This window comes from Leeuwenhoekiella sp. NPDC079379, from assembly GCF_044542075.1.
GTDB lineage: Bacteria > Bacteroidota > Bacteroidia > Flavobacteriales > Flavobacteriaceae > Leeuwenhoekiella.
Genome location: NZ_JBITTU010000002.1, coordinates 155,726 through 175,040 on the forward strand (window position 1 = coordinate 155,726; position 19,315 = coordinate 175,040).

19 protein-coding genes are annotated in these 19,315 nt (G+C 34.7%); 7 read left to right on the forward strand and 12 right to left on the reverse strand.

The features are described 5' to 3' along the window. Positions 1-34: 34 nt before the first annotated feature. Positions 35-1,276, reverse strand: a complete 1,242-nt coding sequence (locus ACIGAM_RS04175; RefSeq protein WP_396510208.1) for an ABC transporter permease — start codon at positions 1,274-1,276, stop codon at positions 35-37. A 170-nt stretch (positions 1,277-1,446) separates the two neighbouring features. On the opposite strand from ACIGAM_RS04175, the gene hisS reads away from it, so the two are divergent. Further along, positions 1,447-2,817 (forward strand): histidine--tRNA ligase, encoded by a 1,371-nt coding sequence (hisS, locus tag ACIGAM_RS04180; protein ID WP_396510209.1) that lies wholly within the window; start codon positions 1,447-1,449, stop codon positions 2,815-2,817. A gap of 76 nt (positions 2,818-2,893) precedes the next feature. Here hisS and ACIGAM_RS04185 read toward each other — a convergent pair whose 3' ends face one another. Then, entirely contained in the window at positions 2,894-4,342 is a 1,449-nt protein-coding gene (locus ACIGAM_RS04185) for a TonB-dependent receptor (protein ID WP_396510210.1), read from the reverse strand. A 108-nt stretch (positions 4,343-4,450) separates the two neighbouring features. Between ACIGAM_RS04185 and ACIGAM_RS04190 the strand changes: the two genes are divergently transcribed. Continuing rightward, positions 4,451-5,215 carry an MBL fold metallo-hydrolase gene (locus ACIGAM_RS04190; protein ID WP_396510211.1) on the forward strand — a complete coding sequence of 255 codons (765 nt, stop codon included), beginning with the start codon at positions 4,451-4,453 and terminating at the stop codon, positions 5,213-5,215. A 4-nt stretch (positions 5,216-5,219) separates the two neighbouring features. Beyond that, positions 5,220-5,708 carry a hypothetical protein gene (locus tag ACIGAM_RS04195; protein ID WP_396510212.1) on the forward strand — a complete coding sequence of 163 codons (489 nt, stop codon included), beginning with the start codon at positions 5,220-5,222 and terminating at the stop codon, positions 5,706-5,708. A gap of 3 nt (positions 5,709-5,711) precedes the next feature. On the opposite strand, the gene ACIGAM_RS04200 is transcribed toward ACIGAM_RS04195, so the two are convergent. The 8 genes from ACIGAM_RS04200 to ACIGAM_RS04235 all read right to left on the reverse strand — a co-directional run bounded on the left by ACIGAM_RS04200 (position 5,712) and on the right by ACIGAM_RS04235 (position 13,987). Next, the gene (locus ACIGAM_RS04200) at positions 5,712-6,365 is read right to left on the reverse strand and encodes an alpha/beta hydrolase (RefSeq protein ID WP_396510213.1); all 654 of its coding nucleotides are present in this window, start codon (positions 6,363-6,365) and stop codon (positions 5,712-5,714) included. A 1-nt stretch (position 6,366) separates the two neighbouring features. Continuing rightward, positions 6,367-6,696 carry a hypothetical protein gene (locus ACIGAM_RS04205; RefSeq protein WP_396510214.1) on the reverse strand — a complete coding sequence of 110 codons (330 nt, stop codon included), beginning with the start codon at positions 6,694-6,696 and terminating at the stop codon, positions 6,367-6,369. Positions 6,697-6,699: 3 nt separating this feature from the next. Beyond that, a complete protein-coding gene (locus tag ACIGAM_RS04210; RefSeq protein WP_396510215.1) occupies positions 6,700-7,953 on the reverse strand; it encodes a dihydroorotase family protein in 1,254 nt (417 codons plus the stop codon). Further along, positions 7,950-9,869: a BatA domain-containing protein gene (locus tag ACIGAM_RS04215; protein ID WP_396510216.1), complete on the reverse strand. Its 1,920-nt coding sequence runs from the start codon at positions 9,867-9,869 to the stop codon at positions 7,950-7,952. Before ACIGAM_RS04215 ends, ACIGAM_RS04210 begins: the two co-directional genes overlap by 4 nt. A 77-nt stretch (positions 9,870-9,946) precedes the next feature. Then, positions 9,947-11,185 carry an ATP-binding protein gene (locus tag ACIGAM_RS04220; RefSeq protein WP_396510548.1) on the reverse strand — a complete coding sequence of 413 codons (1,239 nt, stop codon included), beginning with the start codon at positions 11,183-11,185 and terminating at the stop codon, positions 9,947-9,949. Between the two features lie 45 nt (positions 11,186-11,230). After that, positions 11,231-12,442, reverse strand: a complete 1,212-nt coding sequence (locus ACIGAM_RS04225; protein WP_396510217.1) for an ATP-binding protein — start codon at positions 12,440-12,442, stop codon at positions 11,231-11,233. A gap of 110 nt (positions 12,443-12,552) precedes the next feature. Beyond that, the gene (locus tag ACIGAM_RS04230) at positions 12,553-13,344 is read right to left on the reverse strand and encodes a TIGR02757 family protein (RefSeq protein WP_396510218.1); all 792 of its coding nucleotides are present in this window, start codon (positions 13,342-13,344) and stop codon (positions 12,553-12,555) included. Next, positions 13,325-13,987, reverse strand: a complete 663-nt coding sequence (locus ACIGAM_RS04235) for an ABC transporter ATP-binding protein (RefSeq protein ID WP_396510219.1) — start codon at positions 13,985-13,987, stop codon at positions 13,325-13,327. The genes ACIGAM_RS04230 and ACIGAM_RS04235 overlap by 20 nt, the downstream gene beginning before the upstream one ends. A 230-nt stretch (positions 13,988-14,217) precedes the next feature. Here ACIGAM_RS04235 and msrA point away from each other — a divergent pair, with 230 nt between their 5' ends. Genes msrA through ACIGAM_RS04250 form a run of 3 tightly spaced genes read left to right on the forward strand, consistent with a single transcriptional unit; the run spans position 14,218 to position 15,744 of the window. Continuing rightward, a complete protein-coding gene (msrA, locus tag ACIGAM_RS04240) occupies positions 14,218-14,769 on the forward strand; it encodes a peptide-methionine (S)-S-oxide reductase MsrA (protein ID WP_396510220.1) in 552 nt (183 codons plus the stop codon). Positions 14,770-14,789: 20 nt separating this feature from the next. Then, positions 14,790-15,389, forward strand: a complete 600-nt coding sequence (gene folE / locus ACIGAM_RS04245; RefSeq protein ID WP_396510221.1) for a GTP cyclohydrolase I FolE — start codon at positions 14,790-14,792, stop codon at positions 15,387-15,389. Between the two features lie 43 nt (positions 15,390-15,432). Then, complete coding sequence (locus tag ACIGAM_RS04250; protein ID WP_396510222.1) at positions 15,433-15,744, forward strand: hypothetical protein; 312 nt, start codon at positions 15,433-15,435, stop codon at positions 15,742-15,744. Positions 15,745-15,774: 30 nt separating this feature from the next. Here the strand turns inward: ACIGAM_RS04250 and ACIGAM_RS04255 are convergent, their stop codons facing one another. After that, positions 15,775-16,167 (reverse strand): hypothetical protein, encoded by a 393-nt coding sequence (locus tag ACIGAM_RS04255; protein ID WP_396510223.1) that lies wholly within the window; start codon positions 16,165-16,167, stop codon positions 15,775-15,777. A 107-nt stretch (positions 16,168-16,274) separates the two neighbouring features. Next, entirely contained in the window at positions 16,275-18,821 is a 2,547-nt protein-coding gene (locus tag ACIGAM_RS04260) for an ATP-dependent Clp protease ATP-binding subunit (protein ID WP_396510224.1), read from the reverse strand. Between the two features lie 247 nt (positions 18,822-19,068). Between ACIGAM_RS04260 and ACIGAM_RS04265 the strand changes: the two genes are divergently transcribed. Beyond that, a partial coding sequence (locus tag ACIGAM_RS04265; protein ID WP_396510225.1) for a DNA gyrase subunit A occupies positions 19,069-19,315 on the forward strand: 247 nt, incomplete at its 3' end.

The window sequence follows — 19,315 nt, forward strand, 5'->3', positions numbered from 1 at the left end:
AGCCTATCTGATTTTAAATCAGACAGGCTTTTTTTTATTCATAACGTAACGATTCTATCGGGTCTAGTTTGGCAGCTTTTATAGCAGGGAATAAGCCGGCAACAATAGCTACAATAATAGTTATAGCGGTAGCAGAGAGCATCGCCATCCACGGGGTGGTAAAGTTAAAATTAGCCACTGTAGAGATTAGTAAGCCTATAGAGATACCCAATATAATACCAAGTATACCTCCGAATTGTCCAATGATTATAGTTTCCATTAGAAATTGACCGGCAATAATAGATTTCTTTGCACCTAATGCTTTTCTAACACCTATCTCCCGTGTTCGTTCTGTTACAGAAACTAACATGATATTCATTAACGCTATAGAAGATCCCAATACGGTGATCATACTTATTATCCAGGCGGCCATAGATAGATATCCGCTTATTTGTGAGATTTGATTTATAAGATCGTCACTTCTGCCTATTCCAAAGTCATTTTCTTCAACAGGAGCTAATTTTCTAACATTTCTAAAGGTTATAACAGCTTCATCTAAGGCACCATCAAGAAGTTGTTTATCGTCAACTTTAACGCTCACGTTGTAATTTATATTGGGAGCGGTAAACATTGAGCGTGCGATTTGTATAGGTATGAGAACTCGTAAATCCTGGCTATTTCCAAAAGTCGAGCCTTTTTCTTCCAGAATACCTATAACTTTAAATTTTGTTCCGCGTATGCTTATTGTTTTGTCAATAGGGTCTAAATTTTTTAGTAGACCGTTTTTAAAATCACTTCCCAGAATACAAACGTTGTTATTATTTTCTACATCAAATTGATTAAAATTTCGTCCCTGCGCCAATTCTAGTCCAGAATTCTCAAGAAAATTTTCATTAGTTCCTAGAACGGTTACTTCAGGATCTGTATCTTGATTCTCATATTTAACCTCTGCATTTGCTGTACCTGTAAACGATACGGCAACGTGAGTCATTGGGTAGGTGTAACGCTCCTCAAAATCGCGAACCTGGGTGTATCGAATGGTAGGATTTACTTTTTGAGTTTCACCACTACCGCGTCTTTGGGTTGTAAATTCATAGCGCTGTATGTTAAAGGTGTTTGACCCCATAGAAGAGAAATCACTACTAATTGTGTTTTCAAGTGCTTTTACAAGGCTTAAAATAGCAACCAAAGCTGTTATACCTATAGCAATTATGACTACGGTAAGTATGGTTCTTAAAAGCTGACTGCGTATCGCATCAAAAGCGATACGTAGATTTTCCCTAAAAAGTGAGAACATAAAATTAAGATTTGAAACTATAGGTCTGCTAAAGTGCTAAAAAGTTACCGTTTTAAAAAAATAAGAAGTGGCAAACCCTCAATTTTTAAGATATTTGCAGCCGCGCATCTTTATAGGATGTTTTTAGAACTTAAATTTAAGCAATTACTGCTTTTGAACAGATATTAAAAATGGCCCAAAAACCGAGTATACCTAAAGGAACACGAGATTTTTCTCCCGAAGAAGTTTCAAAACGTAATTATATCATAAATACATTACGACATAATTTTGAGTTATTTGGTTTTCAGCCTATAGAGACTCCGTCATTCGAGAATAGCAGTACTCTAATGGGGAAATACGGGGAAGAAGGTGATCGTCTCATTTTCAAAATATTAAATAGCGGAGATTATTTAAATAAAGCTTCTGAAGAAAATTTATCTTCAAAAAATAGCACTGCGCTTACTTCAGAAATATCAGAAAAAGCGTTGCGCTACGATTTAACAGTGCCGTTTGCGCGTTATGTGGTTCAGCATCAGAATGAGATAGAATTCCCATTTAAACGGTATCAGATTCAACCTGTTTGGCGTGCAGATCGTCCTCAGAAAGGGCGTTTCAGAGAATTTTTTCAATGTGATGCAGATGCAGTGGGATCAGATAGTTTACTGCAAGAAGTTGCATTTATTCAGCTTTATGATGCGGTTTTTACAGATTTAGGGCTGAAAGGCGCAACGGTAAAAATGAATAACCGTAAAATTCTCTCCGGCCTAGCCGAAACTATTGGTGAAGCCGATAAGTTAATAGATTTTACAGTAGCTTTAGATAAGCTTGATAAAATAGGCGAAGAAGGCGTTATTAAAGAAATGCTTGAAAAAGGTATTTCTGAAGATGCAATAGAACGCGTGAAGCCTATCTTTAGAGTGCACGGAAATTTTGCTGATAAACTAATTTTACTAAAGGCACTTTTAACTGATTCTGAAATTGGTAAAAGAGGTATTGAAGAATTAGAATATATACATACTAAAATTGAAGCTCTAGGGCTCAAAACTATTTATTTAGACCTTGATGTAACCTTAGCTCGCGGACTTAATTATTACACCGGGGCGATTTTTGAAGTTGCTGCGCCTAAAGGGGTAGCTATAGGAAGTATAGGCGGTGGCGGTCGTTATGATGATCTTACTGGTATTTTTGGTTTAAAAGATATGAGTGGTGTTGGGATTTCTTTTGGTCTTGATCGTATTTATCTGGTTATTGAAGAATTAAATCTTTTCCCGACACAAGCCATTAAAGGAACACAATTGCTTTTTATAAATTTTGGTGAAAATGAATCACTGTATTGTTTAAAGGCGGTGCAAGCACTTCGAGAAGCGGGCATTACAGCAGAATTATATCCTGATGCTGCAAAGATGAAAAAACAGATGTCTCACGCAGATAAACGCAATATCAAGTTTGTCGTACTTGCCGGAACTCAAGAGATGGAAGAAAATGTTTTTACTCTAAAGAATATGAAAACAGGAGATCAGCAGCGTTTGAATCTCACAGATTTGATAACAGCAATCTCATGATATTGCTAAAACTAAAAAAATCCCGAACTGAAAAGTTCGGGATTTTTTTTTGCTATTAATATTTACTTTATTTATTTTATAATAATTCTGACGGTGGTGTGTAATCAAAAAGACGCTGTTCTTTAATTTGATCTGCAATTCCTTTTGGAAGCATAGCCTCCCAGCCCTCTTCGTTATTGTTAATCATTTTTAATACCTGTCTCGAAAATACGTTTAGAATATCTGGATTGTAATCTTCAATATCTACAACACGACCGTTGTATTTAAAGAATTTGTATAACTCCTTCATACGAGGATGAACTTTTAAGTTCTCACTGGTGAAGAATTCGCCTGTTTCAGGATCACGCATAGGATATAAATACACGCGTAAATCTTTGAAGAATAGTTTGCCAAAGGCTTCTAGAATACCGCCACTCAAATGTCTGTAATACGACTCATCAAATATGTCAATAAGGTTATTTACGCCCATTGCAAGCCCCATACGCTCTTTAGTATAGCGCGAGAAGTATTCAACAAGACGATAATATTCTTGAAAGTTAGAAATCATTACCGTATGGCCCAGATTACAAAGCAATCGCGCACGCGCCATAAAATCTTCTTCATCTATTTCACCTTCTGCACGTAAGTTAGAAAGGGTAATTTCAAATATAACTTCGGTGTTTTCTTCTTTTACCCGGTTTTCATTCAAGAATATTTCAAGTGATTTACGATACATATCGGTATTCACTTTAGTCACCGGTCTAAAACTTCCGCGAAGCGCTAAAATGTTTTTCTTGTATAGGATTTTTGCAGCTAGTACATTGTTTCCGTCAGGACCAAACATCACCGAGTCTGTAAAGCCATTTTTTACAAGTTGCAAACTCATTAAGCGATTGTCTACACGCTCAAACTGCGGACCAGAAAAATTGATCATATCAATTTCTATTTGATCTTTATCTATATGGTCATATAAATAACGCAGTAATTTTTTAGGAGAGTCGTATTTATAGTAGGCCCCGTAAATTAGATTTACACCTAATGTACCAAGTGTTAATTGCTGCAACCGGGCATCAGTCTCGTGAAAACGTACATGTAAGATAATCTCATTAAACTCAGCTTGCGGCTCTGTTTGGTATTTTATACCTACCCAACCGTGACCTTTATACTTCTTGGCAAAATCTATAGTAGCAACAGTATTAGCGTAGGTAAAATAGATCTTATTAGGGTGTTTTTCGCGCGAAATTCTATTCTCAAGTAGATTAGTCTCGTGCGTGAGCATCTTTTTCAATCGCGCTTCGGTAACATAACGATGGTCTTCTTCTACACCATAAACAGCATCACTAAAGTCTTTATCATAAGCAGACATCGCCTTTGCAATAGTACCACTGGCTCCTCCTGCTCTAAAAAAATGCCTTACGGTTTCTTGCCCTGCACCAATCTCAGCAAACGTCCCATAGATGTTTTCGTTAAGATTTATGCGTAGTGCTTTGTTAATTAGGGAAGGGATGTTTTCAAACTCTTTGTCACCTTGAATTGTTATAGGCATTGTGCTAAGTTTTGGGTAAATATAGGATAGTTCCTTTAGGGGTTAAAGGTAACAAAATGGTAGGGCTTACAAAAAATTAAGTGTAGTTTTGTTCTAAATTTCACAGGTTTGAAAGTTACCTTTTTAGGCACAGGAACATCACAGGGCATCCCTATTATAGGCAGTACGCATCCCGTTTGCCAAAGTCGCGATATACGTGATAAAAGGTTGCGTGTTTCTGTTTTAATTAACTACAATAATGCGAATTATGTAATTGATTGTGGGCCTGATTTTAGACAGCAAATGTTACGTGAAAATGTAACTCATCTTGAGGCATTATTGTTTACGCATGAGCACGCTGATCATACTGCCGGTTTAGATGATATACGACCGTTTTTCTTTAGACAAGGTGATATTCCATTGTTTGCCCATAAGCGCGTAATTAATGAGCTTAAACGGCGTTTTGATTATATTTTTGAGACCGAAAATAGATATCCGGGTGCTCCTGCGGTAGAAATTAATGAAGTTGTAAATAATGTACCTTTTAAAATAAACGATCTCGAGGTGCAACCTATAAATGTAATGCACGGCAATCTTCAGGTGTTTGGTTACCGTTTTGGCAAATTTGCTTATCTAACCGATGTAAAAACTATATCTGCTGAAGAGAAAGAAAAGCTTAAAAACCTTGATGTTTTGGTTGTAAATGCACTTCGTGAAGAAGCTCATTACACTCATTTTAATTTAATAGAAGCACTCGAATTTGTAGCCGAGATAAATCCTAAAAAAACTTATTTTACTCACATTAGTCATTTGCTAGGTTTTCATGCAGAAGTAGAAGAGAAGCTTCCTGAAAATGTTCATTTAGCTTATGATGGCTTAACGTTAGAAATTTAAAATTATGCGTCGTAATATATTTTTGTATTTATTTTTATTTGTCTCTTTATGGGTTGTCTTTCAATATGTGAACTCAACTAAGATTTATGAAAATCAAGAATCTCAAATTGCCAGGCTTGAGGAAAAATTGCAGAGAGCAAATTCTGTGTCTGCAAATATTCAAGGAGATCAATCGGCACGTTATTTTAAACTAACAAACAATGATAATGCCTATTCCTATTTTGAAAGCTTTGGGGTAGATTATACAGATTTAGAGGCACGAATAGAATCTGCTCTAATAAGTAAAAATGGTACTTCAGGAAACCCTCTTGTAACTTATGATAGTGCAGACGGAAATGTTTTTCAAATAAATAAAATAGAGGTTCTAAACCACAAATGGGTTATTGCAGATTTTAGCGACGGCAAACGCTGGGGAGAACTTATTTTACTTTATAATGTGGCAAAGGACGGAAGCATTTCTTTTGAAACGCTTCAAAGTGTCCTTTATCCATAAAGTCTAATGTTTTAACAACCAGTTTTTTAAATCGTAAAAATTTTGAGGAGCTACACCGTGACCTACGGGATATTCATTTAGCTCAATAGAAATTCCTAAATTTTTTAAATACGCAGGAATCTGGCGCGCTGCCGTTACAGGGATTACCTGATCCACTGTACCGTGTGAACTGAATATTGATAAATGACTGTATGCACTTAGGTCGGTTTTTGCAGTTGTAATATCTGCATTTACATAGCCACTAAGTCCTATAATATTTTTAACCTTTTCAGGATAGGTCAAGGCAACTGCATAACTTAGTATGCATCCCTGACTAAAGCCAAGAAGCGTAACATTTTCGGCATCTAAATCATATTCCGTTACGGCCTCGTCAATAAATTTTGAAATAAGTTCACGAGACTCGATGGCCTCTTTATCATCAGACCATTTACCATCTGTAGCATCCCAGTGTATTGTGTACCATGCATTGCCTGAAGGTTGCATAGGTCTGGGTGCTTTTGCAGAAATAACAAAATAATTATCTGGTAATTCTGGTGCAAATGAGAATAAATCTTCTTCATTACTACCATAGCCATGAAGCAATAGTATAAGTGGAGATTTTGAAGTTGTTGTAGTTTTTGGTCTTTGTATTAGATGCTCAAGTGAAAGCGTACTCATATTATTGTATAAAGGTGAACCATTTTTGAAACTGTTTTCCTAAAAGTGGTACAGGGGTGAATGTACCTTGAAAGGCGCTGGTAATACCATAACCCCAAAGTACAATGATAAAAATATAAAAGCCTATTGATGCGGGCCAACTGTTTAAAAAGGAAACTAAAAAGCCCAACGCAAAAAAGGTTAGAAAAATACCGAAGGCTTGTCTGATGTGAAAGCGGGCAAATGTATTTTCTGAATCTGAATTCATAAAAATAGCGATTACCGTTCCTATCATACTTAGATAAGCGATTATAGCGGTTGTTTTACCTTCTTTAATTATTTGATCATTCATTTATTATGATGCTATAAATTGATTGTTTGCAATAATGCCGTAAACGCTTCCCTTTAATTTAGCTCCTAGAAAAGCTGCATTTTTAGATTTAGCTAGAATCGCTTCTTTAGTAAATATACTCGTGCCTTTTGAAGTAAATAAAGTAAGATTTGCCTGTTCATTAAGTGCTATTGTGGCTTTTTTACCCGTAAATCGTAATGCTCCTGCCGTAAGTAGTTGTACCGCTTTACGTTCTGAAAATAAGGTAAGTAGCGCTCCCAAAGTTGCTTCTTGTGCCACGGTTCCGAATTTTGCGTGATCAAATTCAAGTTTCTTTTGCTCTATATCAAGCGGATTGTGGTCACTGGTAACCATATCTATACTGCCGTCTTTAACGCCTGCGACTAAAGCTTTGCGGTCTTCTTCGGCTCTTAAAGGAGGAAGTAGTTTGTAGCGGGTATCAAATTCTTCTAACTCTTGATCTGTAAAAAAAAGATTTGCAATAGCAACACTGCAGGTTACATCGAGACCTTTAGCTTTTGCTTCTTTAATTAATTTTACACTTTGAGCGGTAGATACTGTAGGTATATGCAATTTGCCTCCCGTATATTCTAAAATATAAAGATCACGAGAGATCTGCAAATGTTCGGCAAGAGCAGGAATTCCTTTTAAGCCTAGTTTTATAGCAGTTTCTCCTTCATTAGCCATACCTTTTATTACTAAATCATTTTCTTGCGGAAATGAAAGTACTAAACCATTAAACCCCTGTGTGTATTGTAAAGCAATTTTAAGCAAGTTAGGATTGCTTACCGAGTGCTGATAATCACCAAAGGCAATAGCCCCGGCTTGTTTCATATCATACAATTCAGCTAAATCTACACCTTCAGATTTTCGGGTTAAAGCACCTATAGGGTAGAGGCATACGGCATTGCCGGATGCTTTATTTTTTAAAAAAGAAACGCTTGAATTGGTATCTATTACCGGATAAGTATTTGGGTTAACCGCTATAGATGTAAAACCGCTTTTTGCAGCGACAACAAGTCCATTTTTTATGGTTTCCCGTTCTTCAAATCCTGGTTCTCCGATACTTACGCTGCTGTCAAACCAACCTGGAGAAACAATTAAGTTCTCAAAATCAATAAGCTCTTCACCTTTGTTAGCTTTGAGGCTGGGAGCAATTTCTGTTATAATCCCATCTTTAATGCGAATGTCAACCTGTTTGCCGTGGTGGTCATTACTCTCATCAATAAGAGTTGCCTGTGCGATCCGTGCGTTCATTTAAGAAATTTTAGTAGAAGCATTTCAGCAAGAAATGCGAGTAGTGCAAAAATAACAAACCATTTGTAAAATAAATTAAGATCTGAGTCTTGTTCTAGTTTTTTAAACAATGTTTTTATATCTGTTGCAAACGCAAAATCCGTATTAAACTGTGTTCTTACATTTTGTAATTTACTTTCTGCTCTATTATGATTAAACGCAACAGTAGCCAGGGTGTCTTGTTTATATTTGACAGCATAGAGCCCATCTGTAAAAATACCTTCGGCAGTTGAAATTGCTATTTTATCGCCTTGCTTTTCTTGTAAAGGAATAAATTGCTTGCCATTTTGTTCAATAACTAAAGTGGCGTCAGTGCTAAGAGTGGTATTTATATCAAATTTTGAGTTATTCCCTATGGTATAATAAATTTCTGGAAGTGACAGAACGGCTAAAGCTATTTTATCAAAAGTAGGTACAATAAGCTGTCCATTAGTGAAGTTGCTATTTGCTGTGGCTAACGATCCTGTAAATAAATACAAATTATCGTTACTGGTTAAGAAAGGATCTCCATTTTCAAGCGTAAGTATGGTATTGCTTGAGGGAAGTTTAAAGTAAGACTCTACGATGTGCGACTGTAAATTTGAAGATCTTCCGTCAAAAACGTTTTTATAGAGTGGGTGATCATAATTTATCTGACTTATAAGCTTGGGGGTTTCAACTTTTTCTAAAAAAGGCTGGTAACCATAAGCTGTAAGTAAAGTACTATAACTACTTGCAGGATTTTGCATAGAAGGTATTAGGACTAAAGAGCCACCTTTTTGAGTATGAGCTTTTAAAATATTAATTAATGAACCAGGTATGTTTTTGAGTTCATTGAGTATGAGCATATCTTGATCTTGCAGAAGTGCATAGTCAAGTTGTTTTTCGGGGATTGACGTGAATTCAAAATTTTCAGAACGATATAATCTTCTTAAAAAGTCATCGTCATTATTTGATATAGCAAGTACTTTTAAGGGTGCTAGCTTATTTAAACTGAAATAAAACGAGTTATCATATTTTAAGAACGGATCAGAGATACTTAATTTTCCATTAATTTTTTTATCTGTAGGAATTTGAAATTTTACTGAAGCAGTATCTTTAGATTCAAATTTCACCGAAGCTTTAGCGATAAGTTTATCTGAATCATAAAGCGATATTGGTAATTCACTATCACTTGCGGCTGTGCTAGATAATAGAACTTGCAGGTCGTATAATTCTGAGTTTCTATTAATACTAATACTATCTATCGAAAAATTATTGATACTTACCGGCTTCAACATTACAGGGTATTGTTGAATCGCGTTTGTATCAAGAGTACTAGATAAGTCAAGGTCTTGAAAATCTGAAAGTAAAACAAGCTGTTTTACAGTGTTTCTATTCTTTGTAAATAATGTGTTTATCTTAAGTAGAAGACTTTGAGAGTCTGTAGTACGTGAAGAGAAGTCAAGATTTAATAATAAGTTCTGATCTGCTTGAGGCTTAAAATCTCTAATTACATCATTCCAAGTTACAATAGTAACATTTTTATCTTTAGGTAAATTAGTTAAAAGATCCTGAGTAGCTTCAGTGAGTAAATTGCCTTTTTTACCAGTAGCCTGCATACTAAAAGAATTGTCTATAAAAACAACAGTTTCTTTAGGTTGTGTGGCTATTTTAGAAGCGGGTATAAACGGCTGAGCAAACGCAAAGATCAAACAAGTTAAAGCTATAAGGCGAGTGGCTAGAACGAGCCATTTTTTAAGGGAACTACTTTTACGTGTATTTTGAACTAGGTTTTGTAGAAAAGCGACATTTGTAAACGGGGTTTTCTTATACCTCCTTAATTGAAAAAGATGAATAAGAATAGGAATAAGCAGCAAAAAAAGAGCGTAAAGAATTTCGGGGTTTTTAAACTGCATATTAGAGCGCTAATTGTGCTATACGAAATTAAGAGATTTACAAGTAAAAGTATTCATAAACAAAACCTTTATTTCAATTAATTTATATGTTGAGAAATGTCTATTTCAGGGCCGCTCAATTGTGTAGGAATATCTTCTTTACGAGCAGTAAATTTAAAGGTGGTACCCTCGCCAACAGTAGATATAACTTTTATTTTTCCGCCTAGATTAGTAACTAACTTTTTTACAGTAGATAGGCCTATACCATTTCCACGATTTCCGTTTTTGTCTGTATCTGTCGCAACGGTAAACAGGTCAAATATTTCTTCTAATTTATCTTTAGGAATACCTATACCATTATCTGTAATTTCAAACAAATAAAAATCCTCGTTTTCATCAAAAGTAATGGTGATTTCAGGATGTTCTTTGTCTGTATATTTTAAACTGTTTCCTATTAAATTTAGAAATATCTGATTTAAAGCAACGCGATTACAGTTTATGGCGTGATTAGTTTCAGGTAAGTGAATTACACACTTGTAATCTGTATTCAACAAATCTTCTAACTCTTCTAATAAATCCTGAAGGTCAAATATTTGACGTTGATTTATGGTAAGGTTGTCGCTTTCATAGTGCAATAAAATACCATTTATGTATTCAGAAAGCGAGAACGAAGAGCTTTTAAGGTAATTGAGATAATCAAGACCTTTATCATCTAGAAGTTCTTTGTATTTAGCTTTTAGCAAGTCTGTCGTGGTAATGATATTAGCTAAAGGCATTTTCATATCGTGAGATACAACACCTGCAAAATCTTTCAAAAGACCATTTTTCTTAATCAGATTTTTTTGTAAAGCTTTGTTTTCTATATTTTGACGGTGGAGTTCAAAAAGATTTACGACCTGGTTTGCAAGCGCTATGAGTGTTACTTGCTGGCGCTCATTTAGAGTTCTGGGTTCGTGATCAAAAACACAAAGCGTTCCCAGCGCATGGCCACCTTTATCAATTAAAGGGACACCGGCGTAAAATATAGCCTTCATATCGCCGGTTACTAAGGGGTTGCTCTTAAAACGATCATCTATACGTGCATCAGGAATCACAAAAATAGCTTCTGGTGATTGTATAGCGTGAGTACAAAATGAAATTTGACGTGGTGATTCAGAAAAGGGAACACCATAATGCGACTTTAAAAAATTACGATTATAGTCAAGCATTGTAATTAATGCTATAGGCGCATTGCAGATATATGCTGCAATCTGTGTTATATCGTCATAACTTCTTTCAGGAAGCGTCCCTACTAATTTGTAAGAATCTACAGCTGCTTGTCGTTTCTTTTCGTTCAGAACTACCGGTTTTAATTGGCCCTAAAGATAGTTAAACAAATATTCTTAAGAAAGCACCTTTTTTATGGTAAAATCAAATGTAGTACCACTAATACCATCACTATTAACGGTAATTATGCCACCTAGGGATTTTACTAAATTACGAACAGTAGAAAGCCCAATGCCATTTCCTTTTCTTCCCTTATTGTCAGTCTGTGAAGCTGTTGAGAATAATTCAAATATTGAATCCTGTTTATCCTTAGATATACCTTTACCATTATCTCTAACTTGAATATAGTAGAAAGCGTGATCTTCTGTACATTTAAATTCTATTAAGCCTGTTTCCTTATCGTTGTATTTAAGACTATTGGTTATTAAATTAATAAGTATTTGACTTACAGCAGAACGATTTGTTTGAAGTTCAAGATTTTTTTCGGGTAGATTTATAATGTAGTCATCACTTATATTGAGAAGATCTATAAGGTCTTCTATAAGATGGTTTAGTTCAAAAAATTCTAAGTTTTGAATAGTTAAATCTTCACTCTCATAATAGGATAATAAATTATCAATATAATCACTTAAAGAGAAAGATGATTGCTTCAAATATGCTAAATATTCATTGCCTTGGTCATCAAATTGTGATGCATATTTAGCTTTTAAAATATCTGTTGTAATAATCATATTTGCAAGCGGCATTTTCATATCATGAGATATGACTCCTGCAAAAGTTTTAAGCTGCTCGTTTTTAGCATTAAGCAATTTCTCAATCTCAACCAGGCGAATGTTATTGCGTCTAAGTTCAAAAAGGTTTTCTACTTGAGTAGCAAGGTCTTTGAGTGAATTTAATTGAATCTGATTAAGTTCTCTAGGAACCTTGTCTATAACGCATAAAGTTCCTAATGCTTCTCCTGTAGGCGTAAGTAAGGGTACCCCAGCATAAAAAATAACAGGGAATTCTGCTGAAATTAAGGGATTATCTTTAAATCTCTCATCTAATCTAGAATCAGGAACGTGGGTTATGTTTTCAGGATGTAAGATAGCGTGAGCACAAAACGAAACCTCACGATCTGTCTCGCAAATATCCCAGCCAATTTTAGATTTAAACCATTGTTTATTTTCACTTACCAAAGAAATTAGCGCAACAGGAACATTGCAAATTGAGGCAGCAAGCCTGGTAATAGTATCAAAATTTGGATCTGAAGCATTATCCAGTAATTGCAATTGCTCTAACTCAACAAGCCGTTGTGATTCATTTTTAGGATAAGAGGGTATTGGCATAGTTAGAATATTACTATAATCGATAATATTTTATTATTAAAAATCAAAAATATATCAACTTGATTAAATACAAGACTAATTATAAAAATTAAAATTACAAATTATCTTAATTAAAATAAGTCTTTTTCAAAAGCGCTTAGCCCAAATAGGGCAAAGTCGTATTTTACAGGGTCTATTGGATCTAATTTACGTAGCTGTTTGTCAAGCTCACCTAGTGCTTTAGCATCGTTTTGAGTTCGTTTTAATAATCCTAATTGTCTCGCAACTCTACCGCTATGTACATCAAGCGGGCAAGATAATTGAGTGGTTTCAATGCTTTTCCATAGACCAAAATCTACACCTGCCTGGGCGGGTCTAACCATCCATCTTAAAAACATATTGATGCGTTTTGCAGCTGAATTTTTTAGAGGATCACTTATATGCTTTTGAGTTCTGTTTAAGTGAGGGATTTCAAAGAATAACTTTTTAAAATCACTAATTGCGGTTTGCATACCCGTTTTAGTTGTATTAGTACTAAAAGCATTCTCTAACCCATTGTGATGTGTGTATATGTTTTTTAAACTTTCAATGAAAGTGATCAAATCTGTACCATTAAAGGTACGGTGCACAAAACTTTGAAGTTTAGCTAAATCGTTAGAAGAATGATTTATAACAAAGTCATGTGGAGCATTATCTAAAAGCTCAATAAGTTTGTTACCATTATTAATAATACTTTTTCGGTTTCCCCATGCTATTGTGGCAACTAAAAATCCTATTATTTCAATATCTTCTTTTTGATTAAATTGATGTGGAATTTGTATAGGATCTGTACCTATAAATTTAGGGCTTTCATAAAGAGTTGCCTTTTCATCTAAAAATTCTTTGAGTTCGCTCTTTTTAAGTTTAAGAGATGATTTTGCCATCTACCATAGTTAATTTGCGATCTGCCATTGCAGCTAGATCCTCGTTATGAGTTACAATTACAAATGTTTGATTATAAGTATCTCGAAGTTTGAAAAATAGTTTGTGTAGGTTTTCTGCAGACTCACTGTCAAGGTTGCCAGAAGGTTCATCTGCCAGAATTAACGCAGGCTCGTTTACAAGTGATCGTGCAACTGCTACACGCTGTTGCTCACCTCCAGAGAGCTGATTAGGTTTGTGATGCATACGGTGACTTAGACCTAAAAATTCAAGCAATTCTTTAGCTTTTTTCTCAGCCACATCTTTATCTTTTTTTGCAATAAATGCGGGAATACATACATTTTCAAGAGCCGTAAACTCAGGTAATAACTGGTGAAACTGAAAAATAAAACCAATATTTAAATTTCTAAAGCGACTGAGTTCTCTCTCATTTAGCGTTGATATTTCAATATCATTTATTGAGAGATGGGTATTTTTAATAGAATCTGCACGATCTAAGGTTCCTAAAATTTGTAAAAGCGTTGTTTTACCTGCTCCACTCGCCCCAACTATAGAAACAACTTCACCATCTTTGATCAACAGATCAACACCTTTTAAGACCTGTACATCTCCGTAGGATTTAAATATAGAATCAGCTTTAATCATAAAGGTAATGGGTGATTTTAATGTAATTTAAGGTCGTATACTACGACTATTTTAACCTCTTTTATTTCTAGAGAAACAGTGTTATTATTTGTGGGTAAAGATAAAGCACCCGTTATAATTTTATACAACAACACTGTCATTTATCATTTTGTTTAACGATTTGAAGAAAAGTATTAACAAAAAGTTAAACTAAATTTTAGAATATACTTAGAGTCTAAATTTGTGATGCTATGAATACTAAATTAATAACTGCAACTTTTGCAAACGGATGTTTCTGGTGCACTGAAGCTGTTTTTCAACGTTTTAACGGGATTTATAATGTACGAAGTGGTTATACAGGAGGTGCTATAAAAAATCCTCCCTATCGCGAAGTCTGTCAAGGTAGAACCGGTCACGCTGAGGCAATTCAGTTTGATTATAATCCTGATATAATTACTTACTTAGAGCTACTTCAAATATTTTTTACTACACACGATCCTACAACATTAAACCGTCAAGGAAATGATGTTGGAACACAGTACCGTAGTGCGATATATTATCATACGGAAGACCAGCGATTAGAATCTGAAAATTTTATTGCTCTTTTAGAAAAAGAGAAAATATTTGATTCTAAAATTGTTACTGAAGTAACTGAGGCAAAGCCTTTTTACCTAGCTGAAGAAGAGCACAGTTCGTATTACAATAATAATAAGCAACAAGGTTATTGCCAGTTTATTATAGATCCAAAAATTAATAAGATAAAAAAGCTTTTTCAAGATAAATTACAGGAAGCCTATCTTTAAAAAAAAACAAAAAATTGCTTATGTCACCCTACAGAAAGTTTGAAGAGTATAATATTACGGTTAAAGACGAAATAAAAAATAATTATGAGTCTATAATTAAAGGTTTAGGTGAAGATCCTTCTCGTGAAGGAATTTTAAAAACACCAGAACGTGCTGCAAAAGCTATGATGTATCTAACTAGTGGTAATGATATTGATCCTGTAGCTATTTTAAAAGGTGCAATGTTTAAGGAGGATTACAATGAGATGGTTATTGTAAAAAATATAGAATTATACTCGCTTTGTGAACACCATCTACTGCCATTTTTTGGAAAAGCGCATATTGCATATATCCCTAATGGGCATATTGTAGGATTAAGTAAAATACCACGTATAGTTGATGTTTTTGCACGTAGATTACAAGTTCAGGAGCGCTTAACACATAATATTTTAGAGTGCATTAATGATACCTTAAAACCACAAGGTGTTGCAGTTGTTATTGAGGCATCACATATGTGTATGATGATGCGAGGAATTCAAAAGCAGAATTCAACTACGACAACTTCAGGCTTTAGAGGGCAATTTGAGAAAATTGAAACGCGAAATGAATTTTTAAAGCTTATTAGTTCAGATTTAAGATAACTATGGCAGGTTATTTGCTTTATATTTATAAAAACAAATAGTTATGAAGACTTTAGATTATAACTTACTAATGAAAGGCATTTTCTTTGATGCAGTGGGGATGTTGAGTATGGCAATTCCTGTTGTTGGGCCTTTCTTAGATTTAGCCTGGGCTCCGGTAGCCGCAAAACAAATGAGCAAAATGTATCCCGGTCGTAATGGTAAATTTGCCTCTATTCTTGTTTTTATAGAAGAACTTCTTCCATTTACAGATATTATTCCTTCATTCACATTGATGTGGGTTTATACGTTCTTAATAAATATTGAACCTAAACCAAATAAAGGTAGGGTAATACCAATTCGAATTAATAAATAATAAAAAAAAAGGTGCTCAAGGCACCTTTTTTTAATTTGTGTCGATAGATTTAATCACTTCTGCCCTCATCCATTTTTTAGCATCATTTCTGGTTTCAAAAATACCGAAAGGTTTTCTATAAAATTGGCCTTCAATTTTTGCGTTCCCTCTTCCTATATGTGTGCGACTAACTATTGCAAATGCGCGCAAATTTTCAATTTTATTAAGTTCTAAATATATTAACGGATTAATACTGTAGGAATGATCACGCACAGATATATACCCAAAAGGTTGATTTTTAAAATGATCAAGACAGGCTTTTAAAAATGCTTTACGATCATTCTCGTCAAAATTAATGTCAGGATTTACAATACCCAGAGCATAAAAATCTGTAAACTCTATGATACCAGCTTTAAGTTGTATTAGCTTTCTTGTTAATCCCATAATTAAATATAATTAAAATGTAATTAGAAGGCATTAAGGAAATGTTATAAATAGAAAAAAGAACCACAAATGTGGTTCTTTTTTAGTGGTTTAAAGTCTTATAAATCTTAGGATTGAGCAGAATTTTCAGCCTTTTCAATCTTAATTGATAACTCGTCTTTACCATCTTCAATATCCATAAAGATATTATCTCCTTCAGCAATTTTTGCAGTAATGATTTCTTCTGCAAGAGCATCTTCAATATATTTTTGAATTGCTCTTTTTAAAGGTCGTGCACCATACTCTTTGTCAAAACCTTTATCGCTTATAAAATCTTTTGCTTTGTCACTAAGCTGTAGGTTGTAACCTAAAGACTGTATGCGATTGAATAATTTCTTTAATTCAATATCAATAATTTGATGAATCTCTTTTCGGTCTAAAGCATTAAAAACAATTACATCATCAACACGATTTAGAAATTCTGGTGCAAAAGCTTTTTTCAAAGCATTTTGAATAATTCCTTTTGCATTTTCCTCTGCCTGATCTTTTCGGGCATTAGTCCCAAAACCAACACCTTGACCAAAATCTTTAATCTTACGAGCTCCAATATTTGATGTCATAATAATAACAGTGTTCTTAAAGTCAATTTTACGACCTAAAGAATCTGTCAAGTATCCGTCATCTAACACTTGTAGTAACATGTTAAATACGTCTGGATGCGCTTTTTCAATCTCATCAAGAAGTACTACAGCATAAGGTTTTCTGCGTATTTTTTCAGTAAGTTGCCCGCCTTCTTCATAACCCACATATCCTGGAGGTGCCCCGATTAAGCGAGATACGGCAAATTTTTCCATATATTCACTCATATCTATACGTACAAGGGCATCTTCATTATCAAATAATTCTGTTGCCAGAATTTTTGCTAATTGTGTTTTACCAACACCAGTTTGACCTAAGAAAATAAAGGAACCAATAGGTTTATTAGGATCTTTTAATCCTGCCCTGTTCCGTTGAATTGCTTTGGCAACTTTAGCAACAGCCTCATCTTGACCTATAACTTTATTCTTAATAGACTTAGGTAATTCAGCAAGCTTATTGCTTTCAGTCTTAGCAATTCTAGTCACCGGAATCCCAGACATCATAGATACTACATCTGCCACATTATCTTCGGTAACGGTTTCTTTGTGCTGCTTAGAATCTTCTTCCCAGGTTAATTGAGCTGCCGCTAAATCTTTTTCAATATTTTTCTCGTCATCCCGTAACTTAGCAGCTTCCTCATACTTCTGTTTTTTAACAACAGAATTTTTGCGTTCACGTACTTCTTCGAGTTGACGTTCTAAATCAAGAATCTTTTTAGGGACATCTATATTTATAATATGTACTCTAGAACCAGCCTCATCAAGTGCGTCTATAGCCTTGTCTGGCAAGAAACGATCTGTCATATATCTACTTGTTAGTGTAACACAAGCTTTAATGGCCTCAGGAGTATAGACTACATTATGATGATCTTCATATTTGTCCTTAATATTATTAAGAATCTCAATGGTTTCCTCTTCATTTGTAGGTTCGACTATAACTTTCTGAAAACGTCTTTCTAAAGCACCATCTTTCTCAATATACTGTCTGTATTCATCAAGAGTTGTTGCTCCTATGCATTGAAGTTCACCGCGGGCTAGGGCCGGTTTAAACATATTGCTCGCATCTAATGAACCGGTCGCTCCACCTGCACCTACAATAGTATGTATTTCATCAATAAAAAGTATAATATCAGTGTTCTTTTCAAGCTCGTTCATAACGGCTTTCATACGCTCTTCAAACTGACCTCTGTATTTAGTTCCCGCAACTAAACTGGCAAGGTCAAGAGTTACTACGCGTTTGTCAAAAAGGATACGTGATACTTTGCGCTTTACAATACGTAATGCAAGCCCCTCTGCAATAGCAGATTTACCCACACCGGGCTCACCTATAAGCAATGGGTTATTTTTCTTACGTCTACTCAATATTTGAGAAACACGTTCAATTTCTTTTTCGCGGCCTACAACAGGATCTAGCTTATTTTCTTCAGCCATTGCTGTTAAGTCGCGCCCAAAATTATCTAAAACTGGTGTTTTAGATTTTTTATTGGTTTTATTTCCGGGAGCATTAAAAGGATTTTCTTTTGAAGATTCTGAAGCAGTATCGTCATCACTAAAAGATTCACTTTTAATTGGCTCTATATAATCGTCATCGCTAGTCATCATAAGTTTAAATTGATCTTTTACATTATCATAATCTACCTTGAGTTTGTTTAGCAACTTTGTTGTAGGATCATTCTCATTGCGTAAAACACAAAGTAAAAGATGCGCCGTGTTAATAGAAGAACTTTGAAAAAGTTTAGCTTCTAAAAAAGTAGTTTTTAATGCGCGCTCTGCTTGTCGCGTAAGGTGTAAATTTTGCTTCTCGCTGCTGGCTAAACCTGTACTTGGGTTTGCTGGGCTTAGTATCTCAACTTTGCGCCTTAAGTGGCTCAGGTCAACATCTAATGCTTGAAGAATTTCTATAGCTTTTCCGCTTCCGTCGCGCAGTAAACCAAGCATAAGATGCTCGGTACCAATAAAGTCATGGCCTAGTCTTAAAGCTTCTTCCTTGCTGTAGGCAATTACATCTTTAACTCGTGGTGAAAAATTATCATCCATAAACACTCCTATCTTTTTCTAAGTTTTTTAAATAACAATTCAAAAACCGTTCCGTTGATATCACTTTTAGTAAATTGACAAAATTACTTTCAAAGAGACAATGGAAGTTAAGCATACTTATTAAAAAGGGAAACATATTTTTGTTAATAAAAAGCAATATAGAGCAGTGGGCTAAATACTGAAAACACAAGAGAAAAACGTATATTGCCCCTTACTGTTTAAACCAAAAATTTAAAGATAAATACATATGGCTGAAGGAGAGAAGTTAATTCCTATCAACATTGAAGATGAGATGAAATCAGCCTACATTGACTATTCAATGTCGGTCATCGTGTCACGTGCACTTCCAGATGTACGAGACGGTTTAAAACCTGTACACAGACGCGTTTTATTTGGTATGCATGAGTTAGGTGTTAGATCTAACACTGCACATAAAAAATCTGCTAGAATAGTAGGTGAGGTTCTTGGTAAATATCACCCACATGGTGATACAT

What these genes read in the sequence shown, in the direction of transcription:
- ACIGAM_RS04235 (WP_396510219.1), bottom strand. Translation starts at nt 13,987, where the DNA reads ATGATTAAAGCTGATTCTATATTTAAATCCTACGGAGATGTACAGGTC.
- ACIGAM_RS04185 (WP_396510210.1), bottom strand. Translation starts at nt 4,342, where the DNA reads ATGCCTATAACAATTCAAGGTGACAAAGAGTTTGAAAACATCCCTTCC.
- ACIGAM_RS04230 (WP_396510218.1), bottom strand. Translation starts at nt 13,344, where the DNA reads ATGGCAAAATCATCTCTTAAACTTAAAAAGAGCGAACTCAAAGAATTT.
- ACIGAM_RS04215 (WP_396510216.1), bottom strand. Translation starts at nt 9,869, where the DNA reads ATGCAGTTTAAAAACCCCGAAATTCTTTACGCTCTTTTTTTGCTGCTT.
- folE (WP_396510221.1), top strand. Translation starts at nt 14,790, where the DNA reads ATGTCACCCTACAGAAAGTTTGAAGAGTATAATATTACGGTTAAAGAC.
- ACIGAM_RS04175 (WP_396510208.1), bottom strand. Translation starts at nt 1,276, where the DNA reads ATGTTCTCACTTTTTAGGGAAAATCTACGTATCGCTTTTGATGCGATA.
- ACIGAM_RS04205 (WP_396510214.1), bottom strand. Translation starts at nt 6,696, where the DNA reads ATGAATGATCAAATAATTAAAGAAGGTAAAACAACCGCTATAATCGCT.
- ACIGAM_RS04250 (WP_396510222.1), top strand. Translation starts at nt 15,433, where the DNA reads ATGAAGACTTTAGATTATAACTTACTAATGAAAGGCATTTTCTTTGAT.
- ACIGAM_RS04200 (WP_396510213.1), bottom strand. Translation starts at nt 6,365, where the DNA reads ATGAGTACGCTTTCACTTGAGCATCTAATACAAAGACCAAAAACTACA.
- msrA (WP_396510220.1), top strand. Translation starts at nt 14,218, where the DNA reads ATGAATACTAAATTAATAACTGCAACTTTTGCAAACGGATGTTTCTGG.
- hisS (WP_396510209.1), top strand. Translation starts at nt 1,447, where the DNA reads ATGGCCCAAAAACCGAGTATACCTAAAGGAACACGAGATTTTTCTCCC.
- ACIGAM_RS04210 (WP_396510215.1), bottom strand. Translation starts at nt 7,953, where the DNA reads ATGAACGCACGGATCGCACAGGCAACTCTTATTGATGAGAGTAATGAC.
- ACIGAM_RS04255 (WP_396510223.1), bottom strand. Translation starts at nt 16,167, where the DNA reads ATGGGATTAACAAGAAAGCTAATACAACTTAAAGCTGGTATCATAGAG.
- ACIGAM_RS04260 (WP_396510224.1), bottom strand. Translation starts at nt 18,821, where the DNA reads ATGGATGATAATTTTTCACCACGAGTTAAAGATGTAATTGCCTACAGC.
- ACIGAM_RS04225 (WP_396510217.1), bottom strand. Translation starts at nt 12,442, where the DNA reads ATGCCAATACCCTCTTATCCTAAAAATGAATCACAACGGCTTGTTGAG.
- ACIGAM_RS04195 (WP_396510212.1), top strand. Translation starts at nt 5,220, where the DNA reads ATGCGTCGTAATATATTTTTGTATTTATTTTTATTTGTCTCTTTATGG.